This window comes from Azospirillum sp. BE72, assembly GCF_031455875.1.
GTDB lineage: Bacteria > Pseudomonadota > Alphaproteobacteria > Azospirillales > Azospirillaceae > Azospirillum.
Genome location: NZ_JAVDTO010000001.1, coordinates 1 through 21061 on the forward strand (window position 1 = coordinate 1; position 21061 = coordinate 21061).

At 67.6% G+C, this 21061-nt stretch carries 22 protein-coding genes and 1 rRNA gene; 13 read left to right on the top strand and 10 right to left on the bottom strand.

All coding sequences use genetic code 11. The features are described 5' to 3' along the window. Both J2Y49_RS00005 and J2Y49_RS00010 read right to left on the bottom strand, forming a co-directional pair. Window positions 1–285: ribosomal RNA gene (locus J2Y49_RS00005) — 16S ribosomal RNA — on the bottom strand; the annotation flags it as partial. A gap of 310 nt (window positions 286–595) precedes the next feature. Further along, window positions 596–943, bottom strand: a complete 348-nt coding sequence (locus tag J2Y49_RS00010; RefSeq protein WP_310110586.1) for a hypothetical protein — start codon at window positions 941–943, stop codon at window positions 596–598. A 43-nt stretch (window positions 944–986) separates the two neighbouring features. Between J2Y49_RS00010 and J2Y49_RS00015 the strand changes: the two genes are divergently transcribed. Then, window positions 987–2390: a peptidoglycan DD-metalloendopeptidase family protein gene (locus J2Y49_RS00015; protein WP_310110588.1), complete on the top strand. Its 1404-nt coding sequence runs from the start codon at window positions 987–989 to the stop codon at window positions 2388–2390. A gap of 77 nt (window positions 2391–2467) precedes the next feature. On the opposite strand, the gene J2Y49_RS00020 is transcribed toward J2Y49_RS00015, so the two are convergent. The 4 genes from J2Y49_RS00020 to J2Y49_RS00035 form a co-directional block, all read right to left on the bottom strand. Then, a complete protein-coding gene (locus J2Y49_RS00020) occupies window positions 2468–2641 on the bottom strand; it encodes a hypothetical protein (protein WP_310110591.1) in 174 nt (57 codons plus the stop codon). A gap of 104 nt (window positions 2642–2745) precedes the next feature. After that, on the bottom strand, window positions 2746–3705 hold the full coding sequence (locus J2Y49_RS00025) for a GNAT family N-acetyltransferase (protein ID WP_310110594.1): 960 nt from the start codon (window positions 3703–3705) through the stop codon (window positions 2746–2748). Between the two features lie 16 nt (window positions 3706–3721). Next, window positions 3722–4582: a flagellar motor stator protein MotA gene (gene motA, locus J2Y49_RS00030; protein WP_194914455.1), complete on the bottom strand. Its 861-nt coding sequence runs from the start codon at window positions 4580–4582 to the stop codon at window positions 3722–3724. Between the two features lie 341 nt (window positions 4583–4923). Next, entirely contained in the window at window positions 4924–5307 is a 384-nt protein-coding gene (locus J2Y49_RS00035) for a hypothetical protein (RefSeq protein ID WP_310110598.1), read from the bottom strand. Window positions 5308–5697: 390 nt separating this feature from the next. Between J2Y49_RS00035 and J2Y49_RS00040 the strand changes: the two genes are divergently transcribed. Then, the gene (locus tag J2Y49_RS00040; protein WP_310110600.1) at window positions 5698–6297 is read left to right on the top strand and encodes a glutathione peroxidase; all 600 of its coding nucleotides are present in this window, start codon (window positions 5698–5700) and stop codon (window positions 6295–6297) included. Window positions 6298–6323: 26 nt separating this feature from the next. Here the strand turns inward: J2Y49_RS00040 and ccmB are convergent, their stop codons facing one another. Both ccmB and ccmA read right to left on the bottom strand, forming a co-directional pair. Then, window positions 6324–6989 (bottom strand): heme exporter protein CcmB, encoded by a 666-nt coding sequence (gene ccmB / locus J2Y49_RS00045; protein WP_014249273.1) that lies wholly within the window; start codon window positions 6987–6989, stop codon window positions 6324–6326. Further along, window positions 6986–7708 carry a heme ABC exporter ATP-binding protein CcmA gene (ccmA, locus tag J2Y49_RS00050; protein ID WP_409017791.1) on the bottom strand — a complete coding sequence of 241 codons (723 nt, stop codon included), beginning with the start codon at window positions 7706–7708 and terminating at the stop codon, window positions 6986–6988. Before ccmA ends, ccmB begins: the two co-directional genes overlap by 4 nt. Before the next feature lie 511 nt (window positions 7709–8219). On the opposite strand from ccmA, the gene J2Y49_RS00055 reads away from it, so the two are divergent. The 5 genes from J2Y49_RS00055 to J2Y49_RS00075 all read left to right on the top strand — a co-directional run bounded on the left by J2Y49_RS00055 (window position 8220) and on the right by J2Y49_RS00075 (window position 13352). Continuing rightward, window positions 8220–9911, top strand: a complete 1692-nt coding sequence (locus J2Y49_RS00055) for a putative transporter (protein WP_310110612.1) — start codon at window positions 8220–8222, stop codon at window positions 9909–9911. Between the two features lie 137 nt (window positions 9912–10048). Next, a complete protein-coding gene (locus tag J2Y49_RS00060; RefSeq protein ID WP_310110615.1) occupies window positions 10049–10855 on the top strand; it encodes an ABC transporter ATP-binding protein in 807 nt (268 codons plus the stop codon). Window positions 10856–10941: 86 nt separating this feature from the next. After that, on the top strand, window positions 10942–11793 hold the full coding sequence (locus J2Y49_RS00065) for a lysine/arginine/ornithine ABC transporter substrate-binding protein (protein WP_310110617.1): 852 nt from the start codon (window positions 10942–10944) through the stop codon (window positions 11791–11793). Between the two features lie 160 nt (window positions 11794–11953). Further along, window positions 11954–12658, top strand: a complete 705-nt coding sequence (locus J2Y49_RS00070; protein ID WP_149223636.1) for an ABC transporter permease — start codon at window positions 11954–11956, stop codon at window positions 12656–12658. A gap of 4 nt (window positions 12659–12662) precedes the next feature. Continuing rightward, complete coding sequence (locus J2Y49_RS00075) at window positions 12663–13352, top strand: ABC transporter permease (RefSeq protein ID WP_014249265.1); 690 nt, start codon at window positions 12663–12665, stop codon at window positions 13350–13352. Window positions 13353–13556: 204 nt separating this feature from the next. Here J2Y49_RS00075 and J2Y49_RS00080 read toward each other — a convergent pair whose 3' ends face one another. Then, window positions 13557–14714, bottom strand: a complete 1158-nt coding sequence (locus J2Y49_RS00080; protein ID WP_310110625.1) for a penicillin-binding protein activator — start codon at window positions 14712–14714, stop codon at window positions 13557–13559. 104 nt (window positions 14715–14818) lie between these two features. On the opposite strand from J2Y49_RS00080, the gene rsmI reads away from it, so the two are divergent. The 6 genes from rsmI (at window position 14819) to J2Y49_RS00110 (ending at window position 20054) form a co-directional block, all read left to right on the top strand. Further along, window positions 14819–15709, top strand: coding sequence for a 16S rRNA (cytidine(1402)-2'-O)-methyltransferase (rsmI, locus tag J2Y49_RS00085; protein WP_310110627.1), 891 nt, complete (start codon window positions 14819–14821; stop codon window positions 15707–15709). Next, window positions 15706–16074, top strand: coding sequence for a YraN family protein (locus J2Y49_RS00090; RefSeq protein ID WP_310110630.1), 369 nt, complete (start codon window positions 15706–15708; stop codon window positions 16072–16074). The genes rsmI and J2Y49_RS00090 overlap by 4 nt, the downstream gene beginning before the upstream one ends. 27 nt (window positions 16075–16101) lie before the next feature. Beyond that, window positions 16102–16941: a transglutaminase-like domain-containing protein gene (locus tag J2Y49_RS00095; RefSeq protein WP_310110632.1), complete on the top strand. Its 840-nt coding sequence runs from the start codon at window positions 16102–16104 to the stop codon at window positions 16939–16941. Between the two features lie 22 nt (window positions 16942–16963). Then, complete coding sequence (gene gshB, locus J2Y49_RS00100) at window positions 16964–17911, top strand: glutathione synthase (RefSeq protein ID WP_310110634.1); 948 nt, start codon at window positions 16964–16966, stop codon at window positions 17909–17911. Window positions 17912–18371: 460 nt separating this feature from the next. Further along, window positions 18372–19370: a tryptophan--tRNA ligase gene (gene trpS, locus J2Y49_RS00105; RefSeq protein WP_149223643.1), complete on the top strand. Its 999-nt coding sequence runs from the start codon at window positions 18372–18374 to the stop codon at window positions 19368–19370. A gap of 27 nt (window positions 19371–19397) precedes the next feature. After that, window positions 19398–20054, top strand: a complete 657-nt coding sequence (locus J2Y49_RS00110) for a pyrrolidone-carboxylate peptidase (RefSeq protein WP_310110638.1) — start codon at window positions 19398–19400, stop codon at window positions 20052–20054. Window positions 20055–20063: 9 nt separating this feature from the next. On the opposite strand, the gene J2Y49_RS00115 is transcribed toward J2Y49_RS00110, so the two are convergent. Then, entirely contained in the window at window positions 20064–20438 is a 375-nt protein-coding gene (locus J2Y49_RS00115; RefSeq protein WP_310110640.1) for a MarR family transcriptional regulator, read from the bottom strand. Window positions 20439–21061 lie beyond the last annotated feature (623 nt).

Genomic DNA, 21061 nt, shown 5'->3' on the forward strand with positions numbered 1-21061 from the left:
CCAGTGTGGCTGATCATCCTCTCAGACCAGCTACGGATCGTCGGCTTGGTGCGCCGTTACCACACCAACTACCTAATCCGACGCGGGCCCCTCTCTCGGCGTAAACTTTCTCCCGAAGGACGTATCCGGTGTTAGCGTCCGTTTCCAGACGTTATTCCGAACCGAAAGGCAGGTTCCCACGTGTTACTCACCCGTGCGCCACTAAGGCCGAAGCCTTCGTTCGACTTGCATGTGTTAGGCATGCCGCCAGCGTTCGTTCTGAGCCAGGATCAAACTCTCAGGTTCAGATCGCGGACCGAAATCCACGACTGACAGGACCGCCTGAAGCGATCTCCTGAAACGTCGATACTGTTACAGTCTCTCTGCTCAAAAGATGCACAGACGATCCTCATTGTGCCGATCCCCGCAGGAACCCAACACCACAAGGCCGCAACGGCTACCAACTGCCGCCGCCTGCGCATCCCTTCTCACAACACGGTATTAACTTGTCAAAGAACCCGCAGCACTGAAACGTGCCGCACCGGCCGCTCTTCCGCCTCCCTCTTCGGGGATCGGACCAGAGTGGGCCGGAGGTATGTCGGTCGAAGCCGGAAGATTAAACAGCTAAGCTGCTGTTTTCTTTATCCGTTTCTCCTTCGGCACCGCGCTGTCGTTCAGCGCCCCGCCGTCGGTGGACCGGGTTATAGGCGCCCTCCCCCAAAACTGGCAAGCGGTTTTTTGCGCTTCGATGAAAAATTCCTGACGGTTCGTTTTTCACCGGAGCCTGGAGCGGATTCAGTGTAAGGGAACGACCCACCAACCGCGGCGTGGCCGGCGACCGTCCGAGCGCGCCAATCCATAGTGTTCCCATAGGGTTCATCCCTGCGGTCTTGTGTCGGTTGACAGGGTCGGACCGGTCCAGCATCGTCCGATCCAAAGGCTTAACACCTTCGGTGATGGCCATTGCCGGCCGCCTGCTGGGCAGCCCCAGGGGTTACAGGAGGAGGATGACGGTGCGTTCGAGGCTCTCCCGCCTTCCCACGCTCGCCTTGCTTGCCATCATGACGGCCGGTGCCATGACGCCTGCGGCGGTTTCCGCGCGCGGCGCCGATGCGCCGAACGGCCGCGGGCCCCATGCCTACAAGCCTGCGGTCAAGCCGAACACGGGAGCGGAGGACGCGTCCGAGGCCAAGGACGATGCCAAACGCAATGACGGCAACAACGATGGCGGTCCCGCCGGTCCGGTCGACCGCCGTACCCTGTCCATCGGCCGCGGCGACACGCTGATGGATCTGCTGACCGAAGCAAAGGTGTCGACCAACGACGCCCATGACGCGGTGGCCGCCCTGCGGGAGGTCTACAATCCCCGCCGCCTGCAGGTCGGCCAACGCGTGACCGTCCTGTTCGAGCCGCGCCGCGGCGGTGCCCGCAAGTTCGTAGGCCTGGAGTTCGCTCCCGATCCGCTGCGGTCGGTGTCGATCGCGCGCAAGGGCGATGCCGGCTTCACCTCCAGCCAGATCGAGAAGCCGGTGACGCGCAAGCCGGTCGCGGCGCAGGGCGTCATCCGCTCCAGCCTGTTCGAAGCGGGGGCGCAGGCCGGGGTTCCGATCTCGGTCATGATGGCCTTCCTCCAGAACTTCTCCTATGACGTCGACTTCCAGCGCGACCTGCAGCCGGGCGACCGGTTCGAGGTGATGTACGAGAAGCTGGTCACCGCCGACGGCACAGAGGCGGGCGAAGGCGAGTTGCTGTACGCGTCGCTGACGCTGAGCGGCGACGACATGCCGATCTACCGGTTCAAGACCCGCGACGGGCGGATCGACTATTACAACGACGACGGCGAGAGCATCCGCCGCGCCCTGCTGCGCACCCCGATCGACGGCGCCCGCATCACGTCGGGCTTCGGCATGCGCCATCACCCGATCCTGGGCTTCAGCAAGATGCACAAGGGCGTGGATTTCGGAGCGCCGTCGGGAACGCCGATCTATGCCGCCGGCCGCGGCACCATCGAACTGGCGGAGCGCAACAGCTCCTACGGCAACTATGTCCGCATCCGCCACAACACCGAGATCGCCACCGCCTACGCCCATATGAGCCGCTTCGCCAAGTCGATCCGCCGCGGTGCGCGGGTCGATCAGGGCGATATCATCGGCTATGTCGGCACCACCGGGCGGTCAACCGGTCCGCACCTGCATTACGAGGTGCTGAAGGCCGGGCATCAGGTGAACCCGCGCTCCGTCGACCTGCCGACCGGCGAGAAGCTGGAGGGGCGGGAACTCCAGAACTTCCAACAGGCCCGGCGGGCGATCGACAAGCTGTTCGAGGAGTCCCGCGGCGGCCTGCAACTGGCGCGCACCCCGGCGCCGGCCTCCCCGGAGGAGAAGGGCTGCAACAAGGCCACAAGCTGCTGATGGCCGGCCGCTGATCGGCATGCCGGCGGCGATTGCCGCCGGTGATGGGGCCGCCGGTGATGGCCGCAAGGCTGCGCCTATTCCTTGTTCATCATGTTCCGGATGGCGCCGACGAATTGCCGCGCCGTGTTCTCGTCATCCAGCATCTTCTGCAGCTTTTCACGGATGATCATCGCCTTCGGCCGCTGCTGCATCGCGCGTTCGATGGCGACGTCTGCTTCGCCGGGCTTCAACGGTTCGAGGTCGGACATGGCGGACATCCCGTGCGGAAAGGCTGTGTCGGGTCGGCACGCAGGTAAGGATAGCCGGTTCCGGTCAGGCCATCATCAGGCAAAGATCATCAGGGGCGACAGGCTCAGCGATACTGCCCGACGGTCTCCACCGCCTCCCCGCCGGTGCCGAGCTTGAACTCGGTGACGCCGGGGGCGGTGTCGGGATTGATGCCGCCGAGGTCGAGCGTGCGGACGCCGCGCTGCTTCAACTCCTGCATCGCCTTCCACAACACCAGCCGCATGGCGCCGCTTTTGCGGCCGGATTCGTCGGCCCAGCTGATCTGGCTGGTGGCGCAGATGCCGTGGCGGAAGAACAGGCCGCAGGCCACCGGCTTGCGGCCGTCGAGCGCCGTCACCATCAGCGCCCCGTCGGTGCGGCCGCCGCCCTTGACCATGGCGTTGCGCAGGCGGACGGCCAGCGGCCCTGTCATGGCGCGGAAGCCCTTGCCCAGTGCCTGGTCATGCTCCTGCTTCATCAGCCAGGGCAGGTTGTCGGCCTTCCAATCGACGTCGAGGACGAGACCGGCCTTCTCCGCGCCGCGCAGACGCTGGCGCCAGTCGCGGGCAAGGCCGGCACGCATCGCCTCCTCGTTGCGGGTCAGGTCGAACCAGACGGTCCGGTAGCCGGGGCCGACCTTGCGGAAGCCGCAGCGGGCGAGCAGCGCCTCCGTCTCCGGTCCGGCGGGCAGTTCCGGCAGCAGGCTGGCGCGGCTGAGCGGCGAACGCGGGCAGGCGCGGCGCAGCAGGCGGAACACCGGCTCCAGCGTGTCGGCATCGGGGATCGTGCCGTCGAGCCAGAGCGGGCCGCGGTAGCACTGGCGGTCGTGGAACAGCTTCAGCATGCGGCGGTCGAGCGTCTGGACGAGCCCCAGCGGCTCACCGCCGCGGCGGATCACGCCCAGCCGCGGGACATGGCCATAAGTGCGGCCCATGGCGCGGCCATAGGCGAAGCTCTGCAGCAGAGTCGAGCGGGGTGCGCGGGCGAACAGGGCGTCCCAATCGCCGACCGTGCCCTCGTTCCAGGCGATGTCGATGTCCGGCATCGGGGCCTCCGATGAATCAGGCCGGCGGCAGGGCGGAGGTCGCCTCTTCCACCTGGGCGAAGCTCGGACGGTATTCCGGTTCCAGCACGTTGCGCGCGTATTCGACCGAGATTGCGGGCGCGTAGCCGGACAGATGCGCGATCAGGCCGGTCTTCATCGCGTGATAGTACCGGCCTTCGGCGTGGTAGATGTTCTTCAGGCCGCTGGCGATGGGGGCGAGGAAGCCGTAGGCGACCAGAATGCCGGTGAAGGTGCCGACCAGCGCGCCGCCGATCAGCTTGCCCAGCACCTCCGGCGGTTCGGTGATCGAGCCCATGGTGTGAATCACGCCCAGCACCGCGGCGACGATGCCCAGCGCCGGCACCGCGTCGGCAACCGCCTGGATGGCGTCGGCGATGCGCTGGTGTTCGTGGTGCATCGTCTCGATATCCTCGTCCATCAGGTCGACCAGTTCGTGGGGGTTGTCGGCGCCCAGCGACATCAGACGGAGATAGGTGCAGAGGAAGGCGATGGCATGGTGATCGCCGTAGAACTTCGGGAACTGCTGGAAAAGCGGGGAATCCTCCGGCTTTTCGATGTGCTGCTCCAGCGCCAGCAAGCCCTTGGTCTTCGCGATCTTGAAGACCTGGTACATCATGGTGAGGACCTCCAGGAAGTCCTCCTTCTTGTATTTCGGGCCCTTGAAGAGGTGGCCCAGCTCCTTGCCGGTGTGGGTGACCACGGACTTGGGGTTGGCGATGAAGAACGCCCCGGCGGCCGATCCGAGAATGATCATGAACTCGAACGGCATCCACAGCACGCCCATGTGGCCGCCGCCGAGGATGTAGCCGCCGAACACGCTGACCACCACGATGACCAAACCGATGATCACGAACATCCGGTCTTCTCCCTACCCCTACCCGCCACGGACCGCAGGATGCATCCGACCCACAGAAGGCCGGAGATCGGTTGAGTTTCCGTAAACCACCCGAACGGTCTACCGCCTTCGCGACAGGCCGCGCGATCCTACCGGTGCGGATGGGTCCTGTCACGAAAGGACTGACGGTGCAGGCTTTTCAGGCTTTGCGGACCGGTGTCGGGCGGAGGCAGGCTGCCGGAGGAGACCGGAGCGGTGACCGGGACAGCAGGGAGGACACAGGATGGTCACAGCCGGAACACAGGAACGCCCCGGCCGCCGGGCATGGCCGGGCAGCCGGGGCGCTCGAGGCATGCGGGTCGTTAGCGGAGCGGAATGTTCATCTGGACGCTGACGCCCGGCGGCGGGGGCGGCGGGGCGTAGACGACGGCGGGCGGCGCATAGGACGGTGCATAGACGACACGCGGCGGGGGCGGCGGAGCGGGAACCACGACCACCGGCGGCGGCGCGCCATAGATGACGACCGGGCCGTCGTCATGATGATGGTGCTTCTTCTTGTGCTTGTGATGGCCCCAGGCATGGCCGCGGCCATGGTCCCCCGGATCGGCGAAGGACGGCGTCGACAGCGCGGCGCCGAGCAACAGGACGGCAACCGCGGCACCGGCCGTCCTGGCGACTGCGCCGGCCACGCGGCGCACGGCCGTTCCCGGCATCCGGAGGGGCTGCATGGTGGCTGCGGCGTTCATCGGCCTGTTCTCCTCGGATGGGCTTGTGTCGGCGGGGGGTTGACGGGAACGGAGCGGAGGGCCGCGTACCCATTTCGATGGGGTAAGCTCTTATGCTCAGGCTTGGGCTGGACCGGGTGAGACATTTTTCGGGCGGTGTCCGGCGGCAGAGAGGGCGGGCGGCGGTCTGGGCGCCGCGCATCCTTACCTATGAAGCTGTTGTTCGGGGGGCGGTATCGCTACCCATCCGGTAGGGGTAGGCCGGATGCAGCGGGCGGATGACGGATCCTTTCCGCCGTCCGCTTGATCCGATAGGCGCCGGAGAGCGTATGAGGCATCGTATGTAAGGATGTCGCCGTCCACCGCGTTTCCGACACCGCCGATATCGATCCCAGCCGCCGAGCCGCACCGATGACTGTCCGGACCCGTTTTCATACCGTCACATTGGCCGCCGCACTTGCGGCGGTCCTTTCCATGATGGGAGCCACCAGCGCCATGGCCGCCAGCAGCAGTGCAACCAACGCCTACAGCTTCACCTTCCAGGGCATCGAAGGACAGCCGCTGCCGCTGTCGCAGTTCGAGGGCAAGGTGATCCTGGTGGTCAACACCGCGTCGCAATGCGGTTTCACCCCGCAATACAAGGGGCTGCAGGCGCTGTGGCAGAGCTACCGTGACCGTGGGCTGGTGGTGGTCGGCGTGCCGTCCGACGACTTCGGCGGGCAGGAGCCGGGGACTGCGAACCAGATCAAGGACTTTTGCGAGGTCAACTATCGGATCGACTTCCCGATGACGGACAAGACGGTGGTGTCGGGCGACGGCGCCCACCCCTTCTACCGCTGGGCGTCGGACGAGATGGGCTTCCTCGCCAAGCCGCGCTGGAACTTCCACAAATATCTGGTCGGCCCGGACGGAAAGCTGGTGTCCTGGTTCTCCACCATGACCGACCCCGAAGCGGACAAGGTGCGCGAGGCGATCGAGACGCTGCTGCCGGAGAAGGCGCCGAAGTCGTAGGGGAGAGTCGACGCAGGCCCCCTCCCCTACTCCACCGCCTGACGCAGCGCCGCGGCCCCCGCCCAGGGAGCGAGCGGCAGGGCGGCGGCGAGGATGCCGGCGAGCAGCAGCAGGTGCGGGCGCGGAGTCAGGCTGTTGATCGCGGCGTCGATGGCGCCGGCGCCGAAGATCAGCACCGGGATGTAGAGCGGCAGGATCAGCAGAGACAGCAGCACGCCGCCGCGCCGCGCCCCCAGGGTCAGGGCGGCGCCGATGGAGCCGATCAGGCTGAGGATCGGCGTGCCCAGCGTCAGCGTCAGCACCAGCACGCCGAAGCCTTGCGCATCCATGTTCAGCAGGACGGCCAGCAGCGGGGCGGCGACGATCAGCGGCACGCCGGTCACCAGCCAGTGGGCCAGCGTCTTCGCCAGCACCGCGGCCTCCAGCGGCAGGGAGGACAGCGACAGAAGCTCCAGCGAGCCGTCCTCGTAATCGGTCTGGAACAGCCGCTCCAGCGACAGCAGCGAAGCGAGCAGCGCCGCCACCCAGATCACGCCGGCGGCGATGCGGGCGAGGATGTTCGGCTCCGGCCCGACGCCGAAGGGGAACAGCACCACGCACAGGACGAAGAACATGACGGCGATGGTGGCATCCGACCCCTGGCGCAGGGCCAGTCGCAGGTCGCGCGCCACAAGGCGCAGGAAACGGCTCATGGCGCGGCCCCCTCTTCCTGAAACTCGTCCTCGCCGCCCTCTTCATCGTCGGCATAGGGGGTGAAGTCGTCCAGATGCAGTTCCTCGCCGCCGGGGGTGGCGATGTCGGTATGGGTGGACAGCACCACCATGCCGCCCTCGGCGCGGTGTTCGGCGATCAGCCCCTCGAACAGGGCGATCGCGGCGCGGTCGAGCGCCACGGTCGGTTCGTCGAGCAACCACAAGGTCGCCGGTGCGGCCAGCAGCCGCGCCAGGTTCAGCCGGCGCTTCTGCCCGGCCGACAGGTAGCGGCCCGGCACCCCGGCGATGTGCGGCACCCCCAGCCGGTCGAGCGCCACCCGCGCGTTGGCGGCCGGATCGGCGGCTCCCGCCAGCGCCGCCCAGAAGGCGAGGTTCTCCGCCGCCGTCAGCACCGGCTTCACCGCGTCCAGATGGCCGACATACTGCACCCGCGCCCGGTGGCCGTCGGGATCCTCTGCGACCGACACCCCGTCCCAGCCGAGCGTGCCGCGCAGCGGCTTCAACAGGCCGGCCATCACCCGCAGCAGGCTGGATTTGCCGCTGCCGTTGGGGCCGAGCAGCACCAGCGCGCCGCCGGGAGCGATGCGGAACTCCAGCCCGGTGAAGACCAGCCGGTCGCCACGCAGGCAGGTCAGCTCGGATCCGGAAAAAACGGGCATGGGACGGGTCGCGCCTCCGGTTGAGGGAGGCGCTGCTATAGCACAGGGCGGGGGAAAAGCCGGAGCAAGAATGGCGTCGCCGCTGCATGAGCCACGCAAAGAAAAAGGCCACCGCGAGGGGGTTCTCGCGATGGCCGCGCGCCCGGCCGGGTCCGGCCGGACGATGCTCGATGGAACGGCGTCCGTTCGTCGCTGCGATGGCGCTAGGGGGGACGCCGATGCGCGCGACATGCGTCGCCGGTTGCTTGAGATGAGTTTTATAGGGAGAAAGTGGCAAAATTTGGATGCAGTTCGTGCAATCGGAAGGTGTCCTGTGGCGGACGGTCGGCATCGCAGCGCTGCGCTCCCATGCGCGGGATGCAGCGCGGGGGTGCCGGGAACGGCAGGATTAAAGCCCGACCGCTTGTTCTGAATCAACGCCTTACCCCGCTGCCCTGCCGCATCGTGGCGCCGTCGCTCCCCCGTCCGCGGGGAGTGTCGCGGCGTTTCCGGAGCCCGTCCGGGGCCTGCCGGAATCCTGCCCAATCGTGTTCAGCAAGCGAGTCCTCCCATGTCGGCCTTCACGTCGGCCTTCGCAGACATTCTCCAGGCCATGCCGCCGATCGCGCGGGTGGTGCTCATGCTCGGCCTCGTGTCGGCGGCGGGCGTGGCGCTCGGTCACATCAAGATCAGAGGGGTCGGGCTGGGGATCGGCGGTGTGCTGTTCTCCGGCATCGCCGGCGGCCACATCGCCAAGCAGGCGGGCATCGCCTTCAATCCGGAGATGATGGACTTCATCCGCGACTTCGGGTTGATCCTGTTCGTCTACACCATCGGCATCCAGGTCGGCCCCGGCTTCTTCGCGGCGTTGCGCCGCACCGGGCTGGCGCTGAACGGACTGGCTCTGCTGATGGTGGGATCGAGCATCCTGCTGACCGCGGCGCTGGTCTCGTCGGGGGCGCTGTCGCTGGGGTCCTCGCTGGGGGTGTTCGCCGGTGCGGTGACCAACGCCCCGGCGCTCGCCGCCACCCAGCAGGTCCTGACGGAGGTCGGGGCCGACGCGGCGGTGATGGCCCTGCCCGGCCTTGCCTTCGCCGTCACCTACCCGTTCGGCATCGCCGGCAACCTGCTAGCGATGGCCGCCGTCCGCATCCTGTTCCGCATCGACCCGGAGGCTGAAGCCGCCCGCTTCGAGGAATGCCGGCGCGCCGAAGTGTCGAAGCTGGAGACGATGGATCTGGCCGTGCGGAACCCGGAACTGGCGGGCAAGGCGCTCGGCTCCATCGCCCTGCTGTGCGGCCAGGGGGTGGTCGCCTCGCGCCTGCTGTGCGACGGCAAGCTCTGCGTCCCGCATGACGACACCCGCCTGAAGCTGGGCGACGTGCTGCATGTGGTCGGGCCGCGGCAGAAGCTGGAGCAGGTGCGGGCGCTGCTGGGGCAGGAGTTCGACCGGCCGCTGACCACCAAGGGCACCGACCTGAAATGGGAGCGCATCGTCGTCACCAGCAACGCGGTGCTGGGCAAGTCGATCGCCGCGCTGAACCTGCAGGAGGCCCATGACGTGGTGGTCAGCCGCGTCAACCGGTCGGGCGTGGAGCTGGTGCCGACCCAGGCGCTGAAGCTGCAGTTCGGCGACATCCTGACGGTGATCGGCCGGCCCGAAAGCCTCGCCGCCGTCGGGCAGGTCTTCGGCAACTCCGCCCGCAAGCTGCAGCAGGTGGAGATGATCCCGCTGTTCCTGGGCATCGCGCTGGGCGCGGCGCTGGGTGCCATCCCGATCTTCCTGCCGGGAATGCCGGCGCCGCTGCGCCTGGGCCTTGCCGGCGGGCCGCTGATCGTGGCGCTGATCCTGGGCCGCGTCGGCCATGTCGGGCCGCTGGTGTGGTTCATGCCGCCGGCCGCCAACCTGGCGCTGCGCGAGATCGGCATCGTCCTGTTCCTGGCCGTGCTGGGCATCGCGTCGGGCGACCGCTTCGTCGCCACGCTGGCCAGCGGCGCCGGATGGCCCTGGATGATGTGGGGCGTGCTGGTGACGCTGGTGCCGCTGCTGCTGGCCGGGCTGATCGCGCGCGGGCTGATGAAGCTGAACTTCCTGACCATCTGCGGCGTGCTGGCCGGCGCCCAGACCAACCCGCCGGGATTGGCCTACGCCAACGCGCTGGTCGCGTCGGAGGCTCCGGCGCTGGCCTATGCCACGGTCTATCCGCTGGCGATGTGCCTGCGCATCCTGGGGCCGCAGATTCTGGTACTTTTGTTGTGGTGACGCATCATTTTCAGACACAAGCGGCACAACGTGCACGGCGTGTGAAATCCGCGTTGCGGAACGCCTACGGGCCGGTCTAGCCTATGCCGCAATGGTCAGACCATAGCCAGCCCCCACAACCCTGCCGGTTCCCACGCATGCATCGCCATCCGCCCGTCAGCGACTCCGCACCCGCCGCCGTCGTCGTGGAGGATTTGCACAAGCGGTTCGGCGATCTGGAGGTGCTGAAGGGCGTCTCGCTGACCGCGCGCGAAGGCGACGTGATCACGCTGATCGGCTCATCCGGTTCGGGCAAGAGCACGCTGCTGCGCTGCATCAACATGCTGGAGATTCCGGACGACGGGCGCGTCGTCATCGGCGGCGAGGCCATCGCGCTGAAGAAGACGCGCCGCGGCGCAACCGTTCCCGCCGACACCCGTCAGGTGGAGCGCATCCGCACGAGCCTCGGCATGGTGTTCCAGAGCTTCAACCTCTGGACCCACATGACCATCCTGGAAAATGTGATCGAGGCGCCGGTGCATGTGCTGGGCGTGCCGAAGGCGGAAGCCGTCGACCGCGCCCGCGCGCTGCTGGACAAGGTCGGCATCCTGGCCAAGGCCGACGCCTACCCGGTCCAACTGTCGGGCGGGCAGCAGCAGCGCGCGGCCATCGCGCGCGCGCTCGCCATGCAGCCGAAGGTGATGCTGTTCGACGAACCGACCTCGGCGCTGGACCCCGAACTGGTCGGCGAGGTCCTGCGCGTCATCCGCCAGCTGGCGGACGAAGGCAACACGATGATCCTGGTGACGCACGAGATGGGCTTCGCCCGCGAGGTGGCGTCCAAGGTGGTTTTCCTGCACCAGGGGCGGATCGAGGAGGAGGGGTCACCCGACAAGGTGCTGACCGACCCCGACTCGGACCGGGTGCGGCAGTTCCTCTCGCGCCATCTGTCCGGCGCGGCGTGAGGGGACGAGGCAGAGGGCAGGACCGGACCAGTCAGAAACAGCCCGGCCCCGACAAGGGCCAAAGAACGGGCGAACCGAACAGAGGAGTGTGTTCGTTGAAGAAGATCGTTTCGGCCCTGGCGCTTGGCGCCATGATGGCTGTGGCCGCGGCGGGCGCCGCCGGTGCCAAAGAGTGGAAGACGGTCCGCATCGGCAGCGAGGGCGCCTATCCTCCGTGGAACGCCACCGACACCTCGGGCAAGCTGATCGGCTTCGAGATCGACCTCGCCAACGACCTGTGCAAGCGCATGAAGGTGTCTTGCGAGTTCGTCGCCCAGGATTGGGACGGCATCATCCCGGCCCTGCAGCAGGGCAAGTACGACGCCATCATGTCGGCGATGACCATCACCGACGAGCGCAGGAAGGTCATCGACTTCTCGGCCCCCTACGGCACCGAGCCGTCGGTCTTCGCCGTGCTGACCGACTCGCCGCTGGGCAAGGCGCTGAATCTCGGCGCCGACCGCATCGACCTAAACGATCAGGCCAAGGCCAAGCCGGTGCTGGACAAGCTGGCCGAAGCGCTGAAGGGCAAGTCCGTCGGCGTCCAGGTGTCGACCATCCAGGCCGACTTCATGGACAAGCATCTGTCGAAGGTGACCATGCGCACCTACGACAAGATCGACAATGCCGGCATCGACCTGAACTCCGGCCGCGTCGACGCCATGTTCGGCGACCGTTCGGTGGTCGAGGCGGTGCTGAAGGCCACGCCGGGCAAGATGGTCGTCGTCGGCCCGAACTTCATCGGCGGCGTGATCGGCGAGGGCATGGGCGTCGGCCTGCGCAAGGACACCGCCGACCTGAAGGCGATGTTCGACAAGGCGATCGGCGAGGCGCTGAAGGACGGCACCGTCAAGAAGCTGAGCACGCAGCATTTCGGCTACGACATCTCCCCCAAGTAAGGCGACCGGATAAGGCGGGCCTCCGGTCCGCTTGTCTGATCGGAACGGCGCCCGGCGGCCTTCATGGCAACCGGGCGCCGCTCGTTCCCCGATCGCCGTTAGTTGACCCCGTACGGCCGGCCTTCCGCGCCGCGCCCGGCGGGCCTTACCGGGCGTGCCAATGCTGGAACTCCTTTCCTTCGGTCCCAACGGCTGGGGCGGACAGCTTCTGATGGGAACCGCGATGACGGTCGCGGTCGCCGTGTCGGCCTTTGCCTTCGGCATCCTCGTCGGATCGCTCGGCGCCTCCGCCAAGCTCAGCCATTCCCTGGCGCTGAATGTGGTGGCCGACATCTACACCACAGTCGTCCGCGGCATCCCCGAACTGCTGGTCATCTATCTGCTGTTCTTCGGCGGCAGCAGCGTCGCCACCTCCATCGCCGCCGCCTTCGGCTATGACGGGCGGGTCGACCTGAACGCCTTCACCATCGGCGTGCTGGCGGTCGGCCTGATCTCCGGCGCCTATTCGACGGAAGTGATCCGCGGTGCGGTGCAGTCCGTCCCCTTCGGTCAGATCGAGGCGGCGCGCGCCTGCGGGATGAGCCGCTGGCTGATCCTGCGCCGGGTGCTGGTGCCGCAGACCCTGCGCTTCGCCCTGCCCGGCCTCGGCAATGTCTGGCAGCTGACGCTGAAGGACACGGCGCTGGTGTCGGTGACGGCCTTGGCTGAACTGATGCGCGTGACCCATCTGGCGGCCGGCGCCACGCGCCAGCCTTTCCTGTTCTATGGGACCGCCGCCGTGCTGTACCTGCTGCTGACCACCATTTCGACGGCGTTGTTCAACCGCGCCGAAATCTCCGCCAACCGCGGCGTCCGGAGGGCATGAGGCCATGAACTGGCAACTGATGTGGGACAGCCTGCCCCGCATGCTCGGCGGGCTGTCGCTGACGCTGCAGCTGATCGTCGGATCGCTGGCGCTGGGCGCGCTGGTGGCCTTCGGCGTCGCGCTGCTGCGGCTGTCCGGCAACCGCGTGGTGGAGACGCTGGCCGCCGCCTACGTCTTCCTCTTCCGCGGCACGCCGCTGCTGGTGCAGATCTTCCTGGTCTATTACGGGCTGGGCCAGTTCGAGTTCATCCGCGAAAGCATCCTCTGGCCCTTCCTGCGCGAACCCTACTGGTGCGCCATCCTGGCGCTGACGCTGAACACCGGCGCCTACACAAGCGAGGTTCTGCGCGGCGCCATCCTGTCGGTGCCGCAGGGGCAGGTGGAGGCGGCGCGGGCCTGCGGCATGTCGCGGGCGCTCGCCTTCCGCCGCATCGTGCTGCCGGTGGCGATCCGCCAGATGCTGCCGGCCTACGGCAACGAGGTGATCCTGATGGTGAAGGCGACCTCGCTCGCCAGCACCATCACGCTGATGGAGGTCACCGGCATCGCCCGGCGCATGATCGCCCAGACCTTCGCGGTCTTCGAGCTGTTCATCGTCGCAGGCGCGATCTATCTGGTGCTGAACTTCGTCGCCACCCGCCTGATCAAGTTCGCCGAATGGCGCTTGACCCCCTACCTGCGGGCACGGGCGTAAGTAAGGATAGCGTTTTGCTTGCCCTCTCCCGCCCAGGGAGTTGTCCCCTCTCCCCCCTGGGGAGAGGGTCAGGGTGAGGGGGATGCACAGCGACGATCCCCACGTATCCTTACCTGACAAAAGAAAACGCCGCGGATCGTCCCGAGACGACCGCGGCGCATTTCCTTCAACCCTCTCCCGAGGCGGGAGAGGGAGTGTCTAAACTCACTGCCCCAGCATCTCGAACGACGGCGGCGCCGGGTCGACCACGCGCGATCCGGTGGGCGTGATCTCCATTACCGCAAGCCCGCGTTCGACCATGCCGTCGGCGCGCAGGCGGAACAGGCCGTCCAACCCTTCGAAGCCGTTGGGGTTGGTCATCGCCATGCGGTCGAAGGGGACCGGGCCGCCGCTGCGGGTCAGCACCGCGGCGATCGAGGTCGCGTCATAGGCCAGCGTGGCGATGCGCGGCGGCTTGCGGCCATAGACCTGCTCGAACTGCGACTCGAAGCGGGCGCGGGTCTGCGGCGCGGGTGCGGCGTACCAGGCGCCGACCAGCGCCGGCTCCTGCCCCAGGGCGCCTTGCGAGCTGTCGTCCCACAGGCCGGTCCCCAGCAGCTTGACCTGCTGCGGCTGCACGCCGTTCGTCGCCAGCGCCTGGGCGATGCCCTGGGCACGCTGGCCGCCTTCGGCCAGCATCACCGCCTGCGGCTGCGGCGTCACCTGTGCGACCTGCTTGGCCGGGACCGACAGGTCGGTGATCGCCGGGTCGTAGCGTTCGACCTGCGTGGTCATGGCGCCCAGCCGCGGGCCGATAGCCTGCAGGGCGTTGACCACCGCGTCGCCATAGGGGGAGCGCGGCGCCAGCACGGTGAAGCGCGTCACCCCGCGCGAGCGGGCATAGCCGGCAACGCGGCCGACCTGATCGGCCGGGACGAAGCCCAGCACATAGGTGCCGTTGCCGGCCTGGGTGGCGTCGTTGGTGAAGGCCAGCACGTCGACGCCGGCATTCTGGGCGATCGGGCGCACCGCGGCGACGTCGGCGGCGAACAGCGGGCCGATGATCAGGCGGGCGCCTTCGGCCAACGCCTGACGCGCTGCGTCGGCCGCACCGCTCGGCGTGCCCTTGGTGTCGCGTGGCAGAAGCTGCAGCTGGTCGCCGGCCATGTCGAACAGCGCCATTTGCGCCGCGTCCAGCATGGCCTGTCCGATGGCCGCGCTCTGGCCGCTGAGCGGCACCAGGACCGCCACCTTGACCGGGCTCTGCGCGTCGGGCAGGGGAGCCACCGGAGCCGGAACCGGTTGCGGCGCTTGTGCCACCCGCGGCGGCGCGCTTACAGTCGAACAGGCCGACAACAGGCCGGCGACCAGCAAGGCTGCCACGCCGTGACGTTTCAGACCCTGTGAGAAAGCTGTTGCCAAGCGTGCCACCGATCATCTCCACATCTGCTGAAACGGCCGCCGATACCGAAGGCGAGACCCAAGGCATGGTTCAAAGTGGCGCTCAAGGTAGCCCCCTCGCCGCGCCAAGTAAACTCGCGGGCGGACTCCATGTCGTCGCTACCCCCATCGGAAACGCCGCCGACATCACGCTGCGGGCGCTCGACACGCTGAAGCGGGCCGACGCCATCGCCTGCGAGGACACGCGCGTCACCGCCAAGCTGATGGGCATCCACGGCATCCACACCCCCTTCGTCTCCTACCACGAGCACAACGCCGCAAAGATGCGTCCGGTCCTGATCGGCCGCATGAAAAAGGGCGAGGCCATCGCGCTGGTCACCGACGCCGGCACGCCGCTGGTCTCCGACCCCGGCTACAAGCTGGTGCGGGAATGCGTGGCGGAAGGCGTGGCGGTGACCACCCTGCCCGGCGCCTCGGCTCCGCTGGTGGCGCTGGTGCTGTCCGGCCTGCCGACAGACCGCTTTCTGTTCGCGGGCTTCCTGCCGAACAAGAGCAGCGCACGCCGCGCCACTGCCGGCGAACTGAAGGGCGTGCCCGCCACGCTGGTCTTCTTCGAATCGCCGCAGCGTCTGCCGGAATCTCTGGCCGACCTCGCCGACATCCTGGGCCCGCGCGAAGCCGCCGTCGCCCGCGAGCTGACAAAGCTGTACGAGGAGGTGCGGCGCGGCACCCTGCCGGAACTGGCCGCCCATTACGCCGAGGCCGGCCCGCCGCGCGGCGAGGTCGTGCTGGTGATCGGCCCGCCGGGCGAGGAGGCGACGCCGGGGGAGGCTGACGTCGACGCCCTGCTGCGCGAGGCGCTGACCCGCCTGTCGGTGCGCGACGCCGCCGCAGACGTCGCCGCCCGCACCGGCCAGCACAAGCGCACCGTCTATGCCCGCGCGCTGGAACTGCAGCGCGAGGAGAAGACGAAATGACCGACCTGGATGCGCGGCGCCTGCGTGCCGAAAGCCTGGGCCGCCGGGCGGAGGCGCTGTCCCGCCTGTCGCTTCGGCTGCGCGGCTACCGCATCCTGGCCAGCCGCCTTCGCACGCCGATGGGCGAGATCGACATCGTGGCGAAGCGTGGAAAGACCATCGCCATCGTCGAGGTGAAGGCGCGGGGTGACTGGGACACCGCCAACGAGGCGCTGAACGCCCGCCAGCGCGGACGGCTGGCCCGGGCCGCCCATGCCTTCCTGGGCGCCAATCCGCGCTATGCCGGCTATGTCTTGCGCTTCGACGTGATGCTGGTTACCCCTTGGGCCTGGCCCCGTCATCTGGTCGATGCCTGGAGACTGTGAGGGGATGAATTTGAGGGGGCGACAGTCTTGAGCAACCGCGCGGAAGCCCGCGAAATCCTGCGCCGCATCGGCGACCAGCCGGACGACGAGATCGATCTGGCCGAAGCCGCCCTGGCGCTTGGCGCGCTGGAGCTGCCGAACGCCGACCTCGCCCCCTACCGCGCCCACATCCGCGCCATCGTCGAGGATCTGGCCGCCCGCGTGGCCGAGGATCCGGCAGCCGACAGCCTGGAGGCGCGCATCGCCCATCTCCACGCGGTGATCGGCGGGCGCCACGGCTATTCCGGCGACCACGACACCTACGACGACCTGCAGAACGCCAACCTGCTGCGGGTGATCGACCGCCGGCGCGGCCTGCCGGTGGCGCTCGGCATCCTCTACATGCATGCCGCCCGCTCGCAGGGCTGGCCGATGGTGGGGCTGAACTTCCCCGGCCATTTCCTGGTCCGCATCGAGAAGGACGGGGCGCGCGCCATCCTCGACCCCTTCAACGAGGGTCAGACCCGCAGCGTCGTCGACCTGCGCGACCTGCTGAAGGCCACCGCCGGCAGCGCCGCCGAGCTGGAGCCCGGCCATTACCAGCCGGTGTCGAACCGCGACGTGCTGCTGCGCCTGCAGAACAACATCAAGCTGCGCCACCTGTCGGCGCATGAGGTGCCGAAGGCGCTGGAGGTGCTGGAAGCGATGCGCCTGTTCGCGCCGCACGAGCCGGCGCTGTGGCGCGAGACCGGCCTTCTGGAGGCCCATGCCGGCAACCTGAAGGACGCCATCACCGCGCTGGAGACCTTCATGGCGCTGACCGGCGACGAGCATCACCGGCACCAGACCGCCTCGCTGATCCAGCAGCTGAAGAACCGCCTGAACTGACCCCGTTCCAGAGGGACCCGTCATGAGCCTCGCCGTCGCCTTCCAGATGGACCCCATCGAGTCGATCAACATCGACACCGATTCCAGCTTCATGATGGCGCTGGAGGCGCAGAAGCGCGGCCATCGCCTGTACCACTACCACCCGCGCGACCTGATCCTGACCGGCAACCGCCTGACCGCCCGCGTCCGCGAGATGACGGTGGTGCGCCAGCGCGGCGCCCACTACACGCTAGGCGAGCCGGTCGCGACCGACCTGTCGACGATGGACGTCATCCTGCTGCGGCAGGATCCGCCCTTTGACATGGCCTACATCACCTCCACCCATCTGCTGGAGCATGTACAGCCGAAGGTGCTGGTGGTGAACGACCCGGCCGAGGTGCGCAACGCGCCGGAAAAGCTGTTCATCACCAAGTTCCCCGACCTGATGCCGCCGACGCTGATCACCAGCGACAAGCAGGCCATCCTCGACTTCCGGGCGGAGCACAAGGACATCATCGTAAAGCCGCTGTTCGGCAACGGCGGCGCCGGCGTCTTCCACCTGAAGCCGGACGACGAGAATCTCGGATCGCTGCTGGAGATGTTTACCCAGCTCTACCGCGAGCCGGTGATCGTCCAGCGCTATCTGCCGGAAATCCGCCAGGGCGACAAGCGCATCATCCTGATCGACGGCGAACCGGCCGGCGCGGTCAGCCGCATGCCGCTGGAGGGCGAGGCCCGCGCCAACTTCCACGCCGGCGGCAGCGCCAGGAAGACCGAGCTGACCGACCGCGAGCGCGCGATGTGCGCCGCCATCGGCCCGGTGCTGCGCGAAAAGGGACTGATCTTCGTCGGCATCGACGTGATCGGCGACTACATGACGGAGATCAACGTCACCTCCCCCACCGGCATCCAGGAGATCAACCGGCTGGACGGCGTGCAGCTGGAAGCCCTGCTGTGGGATGCCATCGAGCGCCGCCGCGCGACAAACTGAAGAATGCGCCGCCGCGCGGGTAAGTAAGGATAAGGTGTGCGGGAGCGCTACGGGGTGTTGTGCAATTTTTTCGGGAAGCGGAGGCCCGCATACCCTTGCAGGGCATGGGGGTTGATATTACCTTGAACCGTGGGAGCGACGGGCTGCCTTCCCGCCGCTCCCTGGTCCAGCCTTAGCCCTGGAAGAGATCAAGCAGACGCTTGATGATCTCCAGGACAAGGACCAGAAGGGTAAGGATCTGTTTCATCCTTCTTCTCCTTCTCGTGTGGCGGGGGCGGGCGGTCCGCCCCCTCCCAACCACACGAACGCGGCGGTAGCACACAAGCGCATTCAATACAACCGGAGGCGCCTGCCCGCGACGATGCGCGCGGGGCATCCGCCGTGAGCGCGCCGCGCCTTGACCGGCGGACTTCGGGGGGCGATAACTGCCGCCTCCCAGAGTTTTCGAGCGAGACCACCCGTGAACCGCATTTTCTCCGGCATGCAGCCGACCCGGCAGCTTCACCTCGGCAACTATCTGGGGGCGCTGCGCAACTGGGTGGAACTGCAGAACAGCTACGAGTGCATCTTCTGCGTCGTCGACCTGCACGCGCTGACCATCGACCAGGACCCGGAGGTCCTGCGCAACAACATCCGCGAGGTCGCCGCGGCCTACATCGCCGCCGGCATCGACCCGGACAAGAACATCCTGTTCAACCAGTCGGTCGTGTCGGGCCATGCCGAGCTGGGCTGGATCCTGTCCTGCCACACGCCGCTGGGCTGGCTGAACCGCATGACCCAGTTCAAGGAAAAGGCCGGCAAGCAGAAGGACATGGCCAATCTGGGCCTGTACGCCTACCCGACGCTGATGGCCGCCGACATCCTGCTGTACAAGGCCACCCATGTGCCGGTGGGCGAGGACCAGAAGCAGCATCTGGAACTGGCGCGCGACATCGCCGGCGCCTTCAACCGCCGTTATGAGACCGAGTTCTTCCCGCTGCCCGAGCCGCAGATCCTGGGCGAGGCGACGCGGGTGATGAGCCTGCGCGACGGCAAGAAGAAGATGTCGAAGTCGGACGAGTCCGAATATTCGCGCATCAACATGACCGACGATGCGGATACCATTGCGCAGAAGATCCGCAAGGCCAAGACCGATCCGGAGCCGCTGCCGGAAACCGTGACCGAGTTGGAGGCTCGTCCGGAGGCCGACAACCTCGTCACCATCTATGGCGCACTGGCCAGCCAGTCGCGCGAGCAGGTACTGGCGCAGTTCGCCGGTGCCCAGTTCTCCGACTTCAAGAAGTCGCTGGTCGACCTGTCGGTGGACAAGCTGGCGCCGATCACCACCCGCATGAAGGAACTACTGGCCGACAAGGCGGAGATCGACCGGCTGCTGAAGAAAGGCGGGGAGCGCGCCGCCGCCATCGCGGAGAAGAACCTGAACGACGTGAAGGACATCATCGGCCTGCTGCGGCCGTAAGGATGCGACCGTAAGGATGTCTTGCCCGTGACGGCCCCCATCCTGCTCACCGGCTTCGCGCCGTTCGGGACACCCCCGGACGGCGAACCGGCCTCTGCTTCAGACCATCCCTGGGCTACCGATCCGACCGCCCTGCTGATGGACCGGCTGGCGGGAGAGCCGGGGGTGGTCACCGCCACCCTGCCCCCTCTCTATGACGCCTGCGGCGAGGTCTTCGCAGAGCTGCTGGCCGAACACCGGCCGCTGGCGGCGCTCGGCTTCGCCTATTGGGAAGCGAGCGATTACATCCGGCTGGAACGACTGGCCTGGAATCGCGACGAAAGCCCGCTGGCCGACGCCGCCGGCACGGTGCGCGAACACGCCGACATCGTGCCCGACGGGCCGACCGCCTATGGCAGCACCCTGCCGGTGCCGCGGGTGATGCGGGAATTGTCGATGGCCGGGCTGCCGGTGACCTTCGGCGATTTCTCCGGCGGCTTCCTCGGCAACCATCTGTTCTACCGGGCGCGGCATGCCATCGAGAGCGCCGACCTGGATATCCCCTACGGCTTCTTCCACATGCCGCCGCTGCCCGAACGCGCGGCAACGCTGCGCCGCTTCGGCGGCCTGAGTTTGGAACGGCAGGAACTGGCGGTGCGCACGCTGGTGAGGATGCTGCGCACGGCGCTGAACGGAGTCGCCTGAAGGCGGAAATCAGGCTGTTTTGGCGGGACGGCGCTGGGCGGGCGGGTTCACGATGGCGCGCAATGCGTCCAGGAACTCACGGCCCTTGTCGGTCAGGGTGACGATCTTGCGGCGGCGCTCGCGCGGGTCTTCCTGCGCCTGCACCAGATCGAGTCCGGCCTTGCCGAAGCTGTGCCAGCGGCTGAGCGCCGCGACGTTGCGCGACGCGGAGGATTGGGCGATGCCCAGGCGTTCCGCCAGTTCGCCGATGGAGATGCCTTCGCTCTGCGCGATGGTCATGAAACTCAGCGCATACTGGATGGGCAGATCGGGGTCGAGCTTGCGGAACGCCTCAAGCACCTGGACGACGGTAAGGACCTCGTCATGACGAACGCGGGCCGGCATTCAGCAGGTCTCCGCGGCGCCGCGCGCTATGCAGCGCGGGAGGGTGGTCCCCAGCGGGCCGGTGTGTAGATGATGTTCAGGCGTCCAAGCCATAGGATGACTTCCCCGTTTTCACGCCGCAGGTCGAACGACCCGGCCGGCGATGCCCAGCGGGCGTGTTCAACGAAGAGACGGTGACCGCAAAAACCCAGAAAGACACACATGGGATCCTCTCGATATCCGGAATTCACGTTCGAAGGGTGCGGGAAGAAGACGGGCAGGCTGGGCGTGATTGGCGGCCATATGGGCGGCCCAATTGGCGGCGGTGACGGCCGGATCGCCCGATCGGCGAGTCCGGGCGGTGGTTACGATGGCTTTCATCGATACTCTCCAGGGGTTGAGTGATGCCGGCGTGAGAGGCCGGCGGATCCGGTATCGCCGCTCAGCGATACGGTTGCAAGGTCAAAAATGTCCGCGCGTCCGATAGGTTCCGATCGCGGATGTGAAAAGGCGGAAGGCGGCACGCGACTGGAGGCTCTTCGCCGTCCCCGGCATCTCCGTCCGCCAGCCCGATGTCGCGCCGCAGATGATCGCACAGTCGGCCCGGCCCGGAAGATGCCCCGGAATCGAGCCAGCGGCTCCGC

Bases quoted from the DNA above. Each gene is read 5' to 3' on its own strand.
- J2Y49_RS00010 (WP_310110586.1), bottom strand. From the start codon at position 943: ATGGCCATCACCGAAGGTGTTAAGCCTTTGGATCGGACGATGCTGGAC.
- J2Y49_RS00015 (WP_310110588.1), top strand. From the start codon at position 987: ATGACGGTGCGTTCGAGGCTCTCCCGCCTTCCCACGCTCGCCTTGCTT.
- J2Y49_RS00020 (WP_310110591.1), bottom strand. From the start codon at position 2,641: ATGTCCGACCTCGAACCGTTGAAGCCCGGCGAAGCAGACGTCGCCATC.
- J2Y49_RS00025 (WP_310110594.1), bottom strand. From the start codon at position 3,705: ATGCCGGACATCGACATCGCCTGGAACGAGGGCACGGTCGGCGATTGG.
- motA (WP_194914455.1), bottom strand. From the start codon at position 4,582: ATGTTCGTGATCATCGGTTTGGTCATCGTGGTGGTCAGCGTGTTCGGC.
- J2Y49_RS00035 (WP_310110598.1), bottom strand. From the start codon at position 5,307: ATGAACGCCGCAGCCACCATGCAGCCCCTCCGGATGCCGGGAACGGCC.
- J2Y49_RS00040 (WP_310110600.1), top strand. From the start codon at position 5,698: ATGACTGTCCGGACCCGTTTTCATACCGTCACATTGGCCGCCGCACTT.
- ccmB (WP_014249273.1), bottom strand. From the start codon at position 6,989: ATGAGCCGTTTCCTGCGCCTTGTGGCGCGCGACCTGCGACTGGCCCTG.
- J2Y49_RS00055 (WP_310110612.1), top strand. From the start codon at position 8,220: ATGTCGGCCTTCACGTCGGCCTTCGCAGACATTCTCCAGGCCATGCCG.
- J2Y49_RS00060 (WP_310110615.1), top strand. From the start codon at position 10,049: ATGCATCGCCATCCGCCCGTCAGCGACTCCGCACCCGCCGCCGTCGTC.
- J2Y49_RS00070 (WP_149223636.1), top strand. From the start codon at position 11,954: ATGCTGGAACTCCTTTCCTTCGGTCCCAACGGCTGGGGCGGACAGCTT.
- J2Y49_RS00075 (WP_014249265.1), top strand. From the start codon at position 12,663: ATGAACTGGCAACTGATGTGGGACAGCCTGCCCCGCATGCTCGGCGGG.
- rsmI (WP_310110627.1), top strand. From the start codon at position 14,819: ATGGTTCAAAGTGGCGCTCAAGGTAGCCCCCTCGCCGCGCCAAGTAAA.
- J2Y49_RS00090 (WP_310110630.1), top strand. From the start codon at position 15,706: ATGACCGACCTGGATGCGCGGCGCCTGCGTGCCGAAAGCCTGGGCCGC.
- gshB (WP_310110634.1), top strand. From the start codon at position 16,964: ATGAGCCTCGCCGTCGCCTTCCAGATGGACCCCATCGAGTCGATCAAC.
- J2Y49_RS00115 (WP_310110640.1), bottom strand. From the start codon at position 20,438: ATGCCGGCCCGCGTTCGTCATGACGAGGTCCTTACCGTCGTCCAGGTG.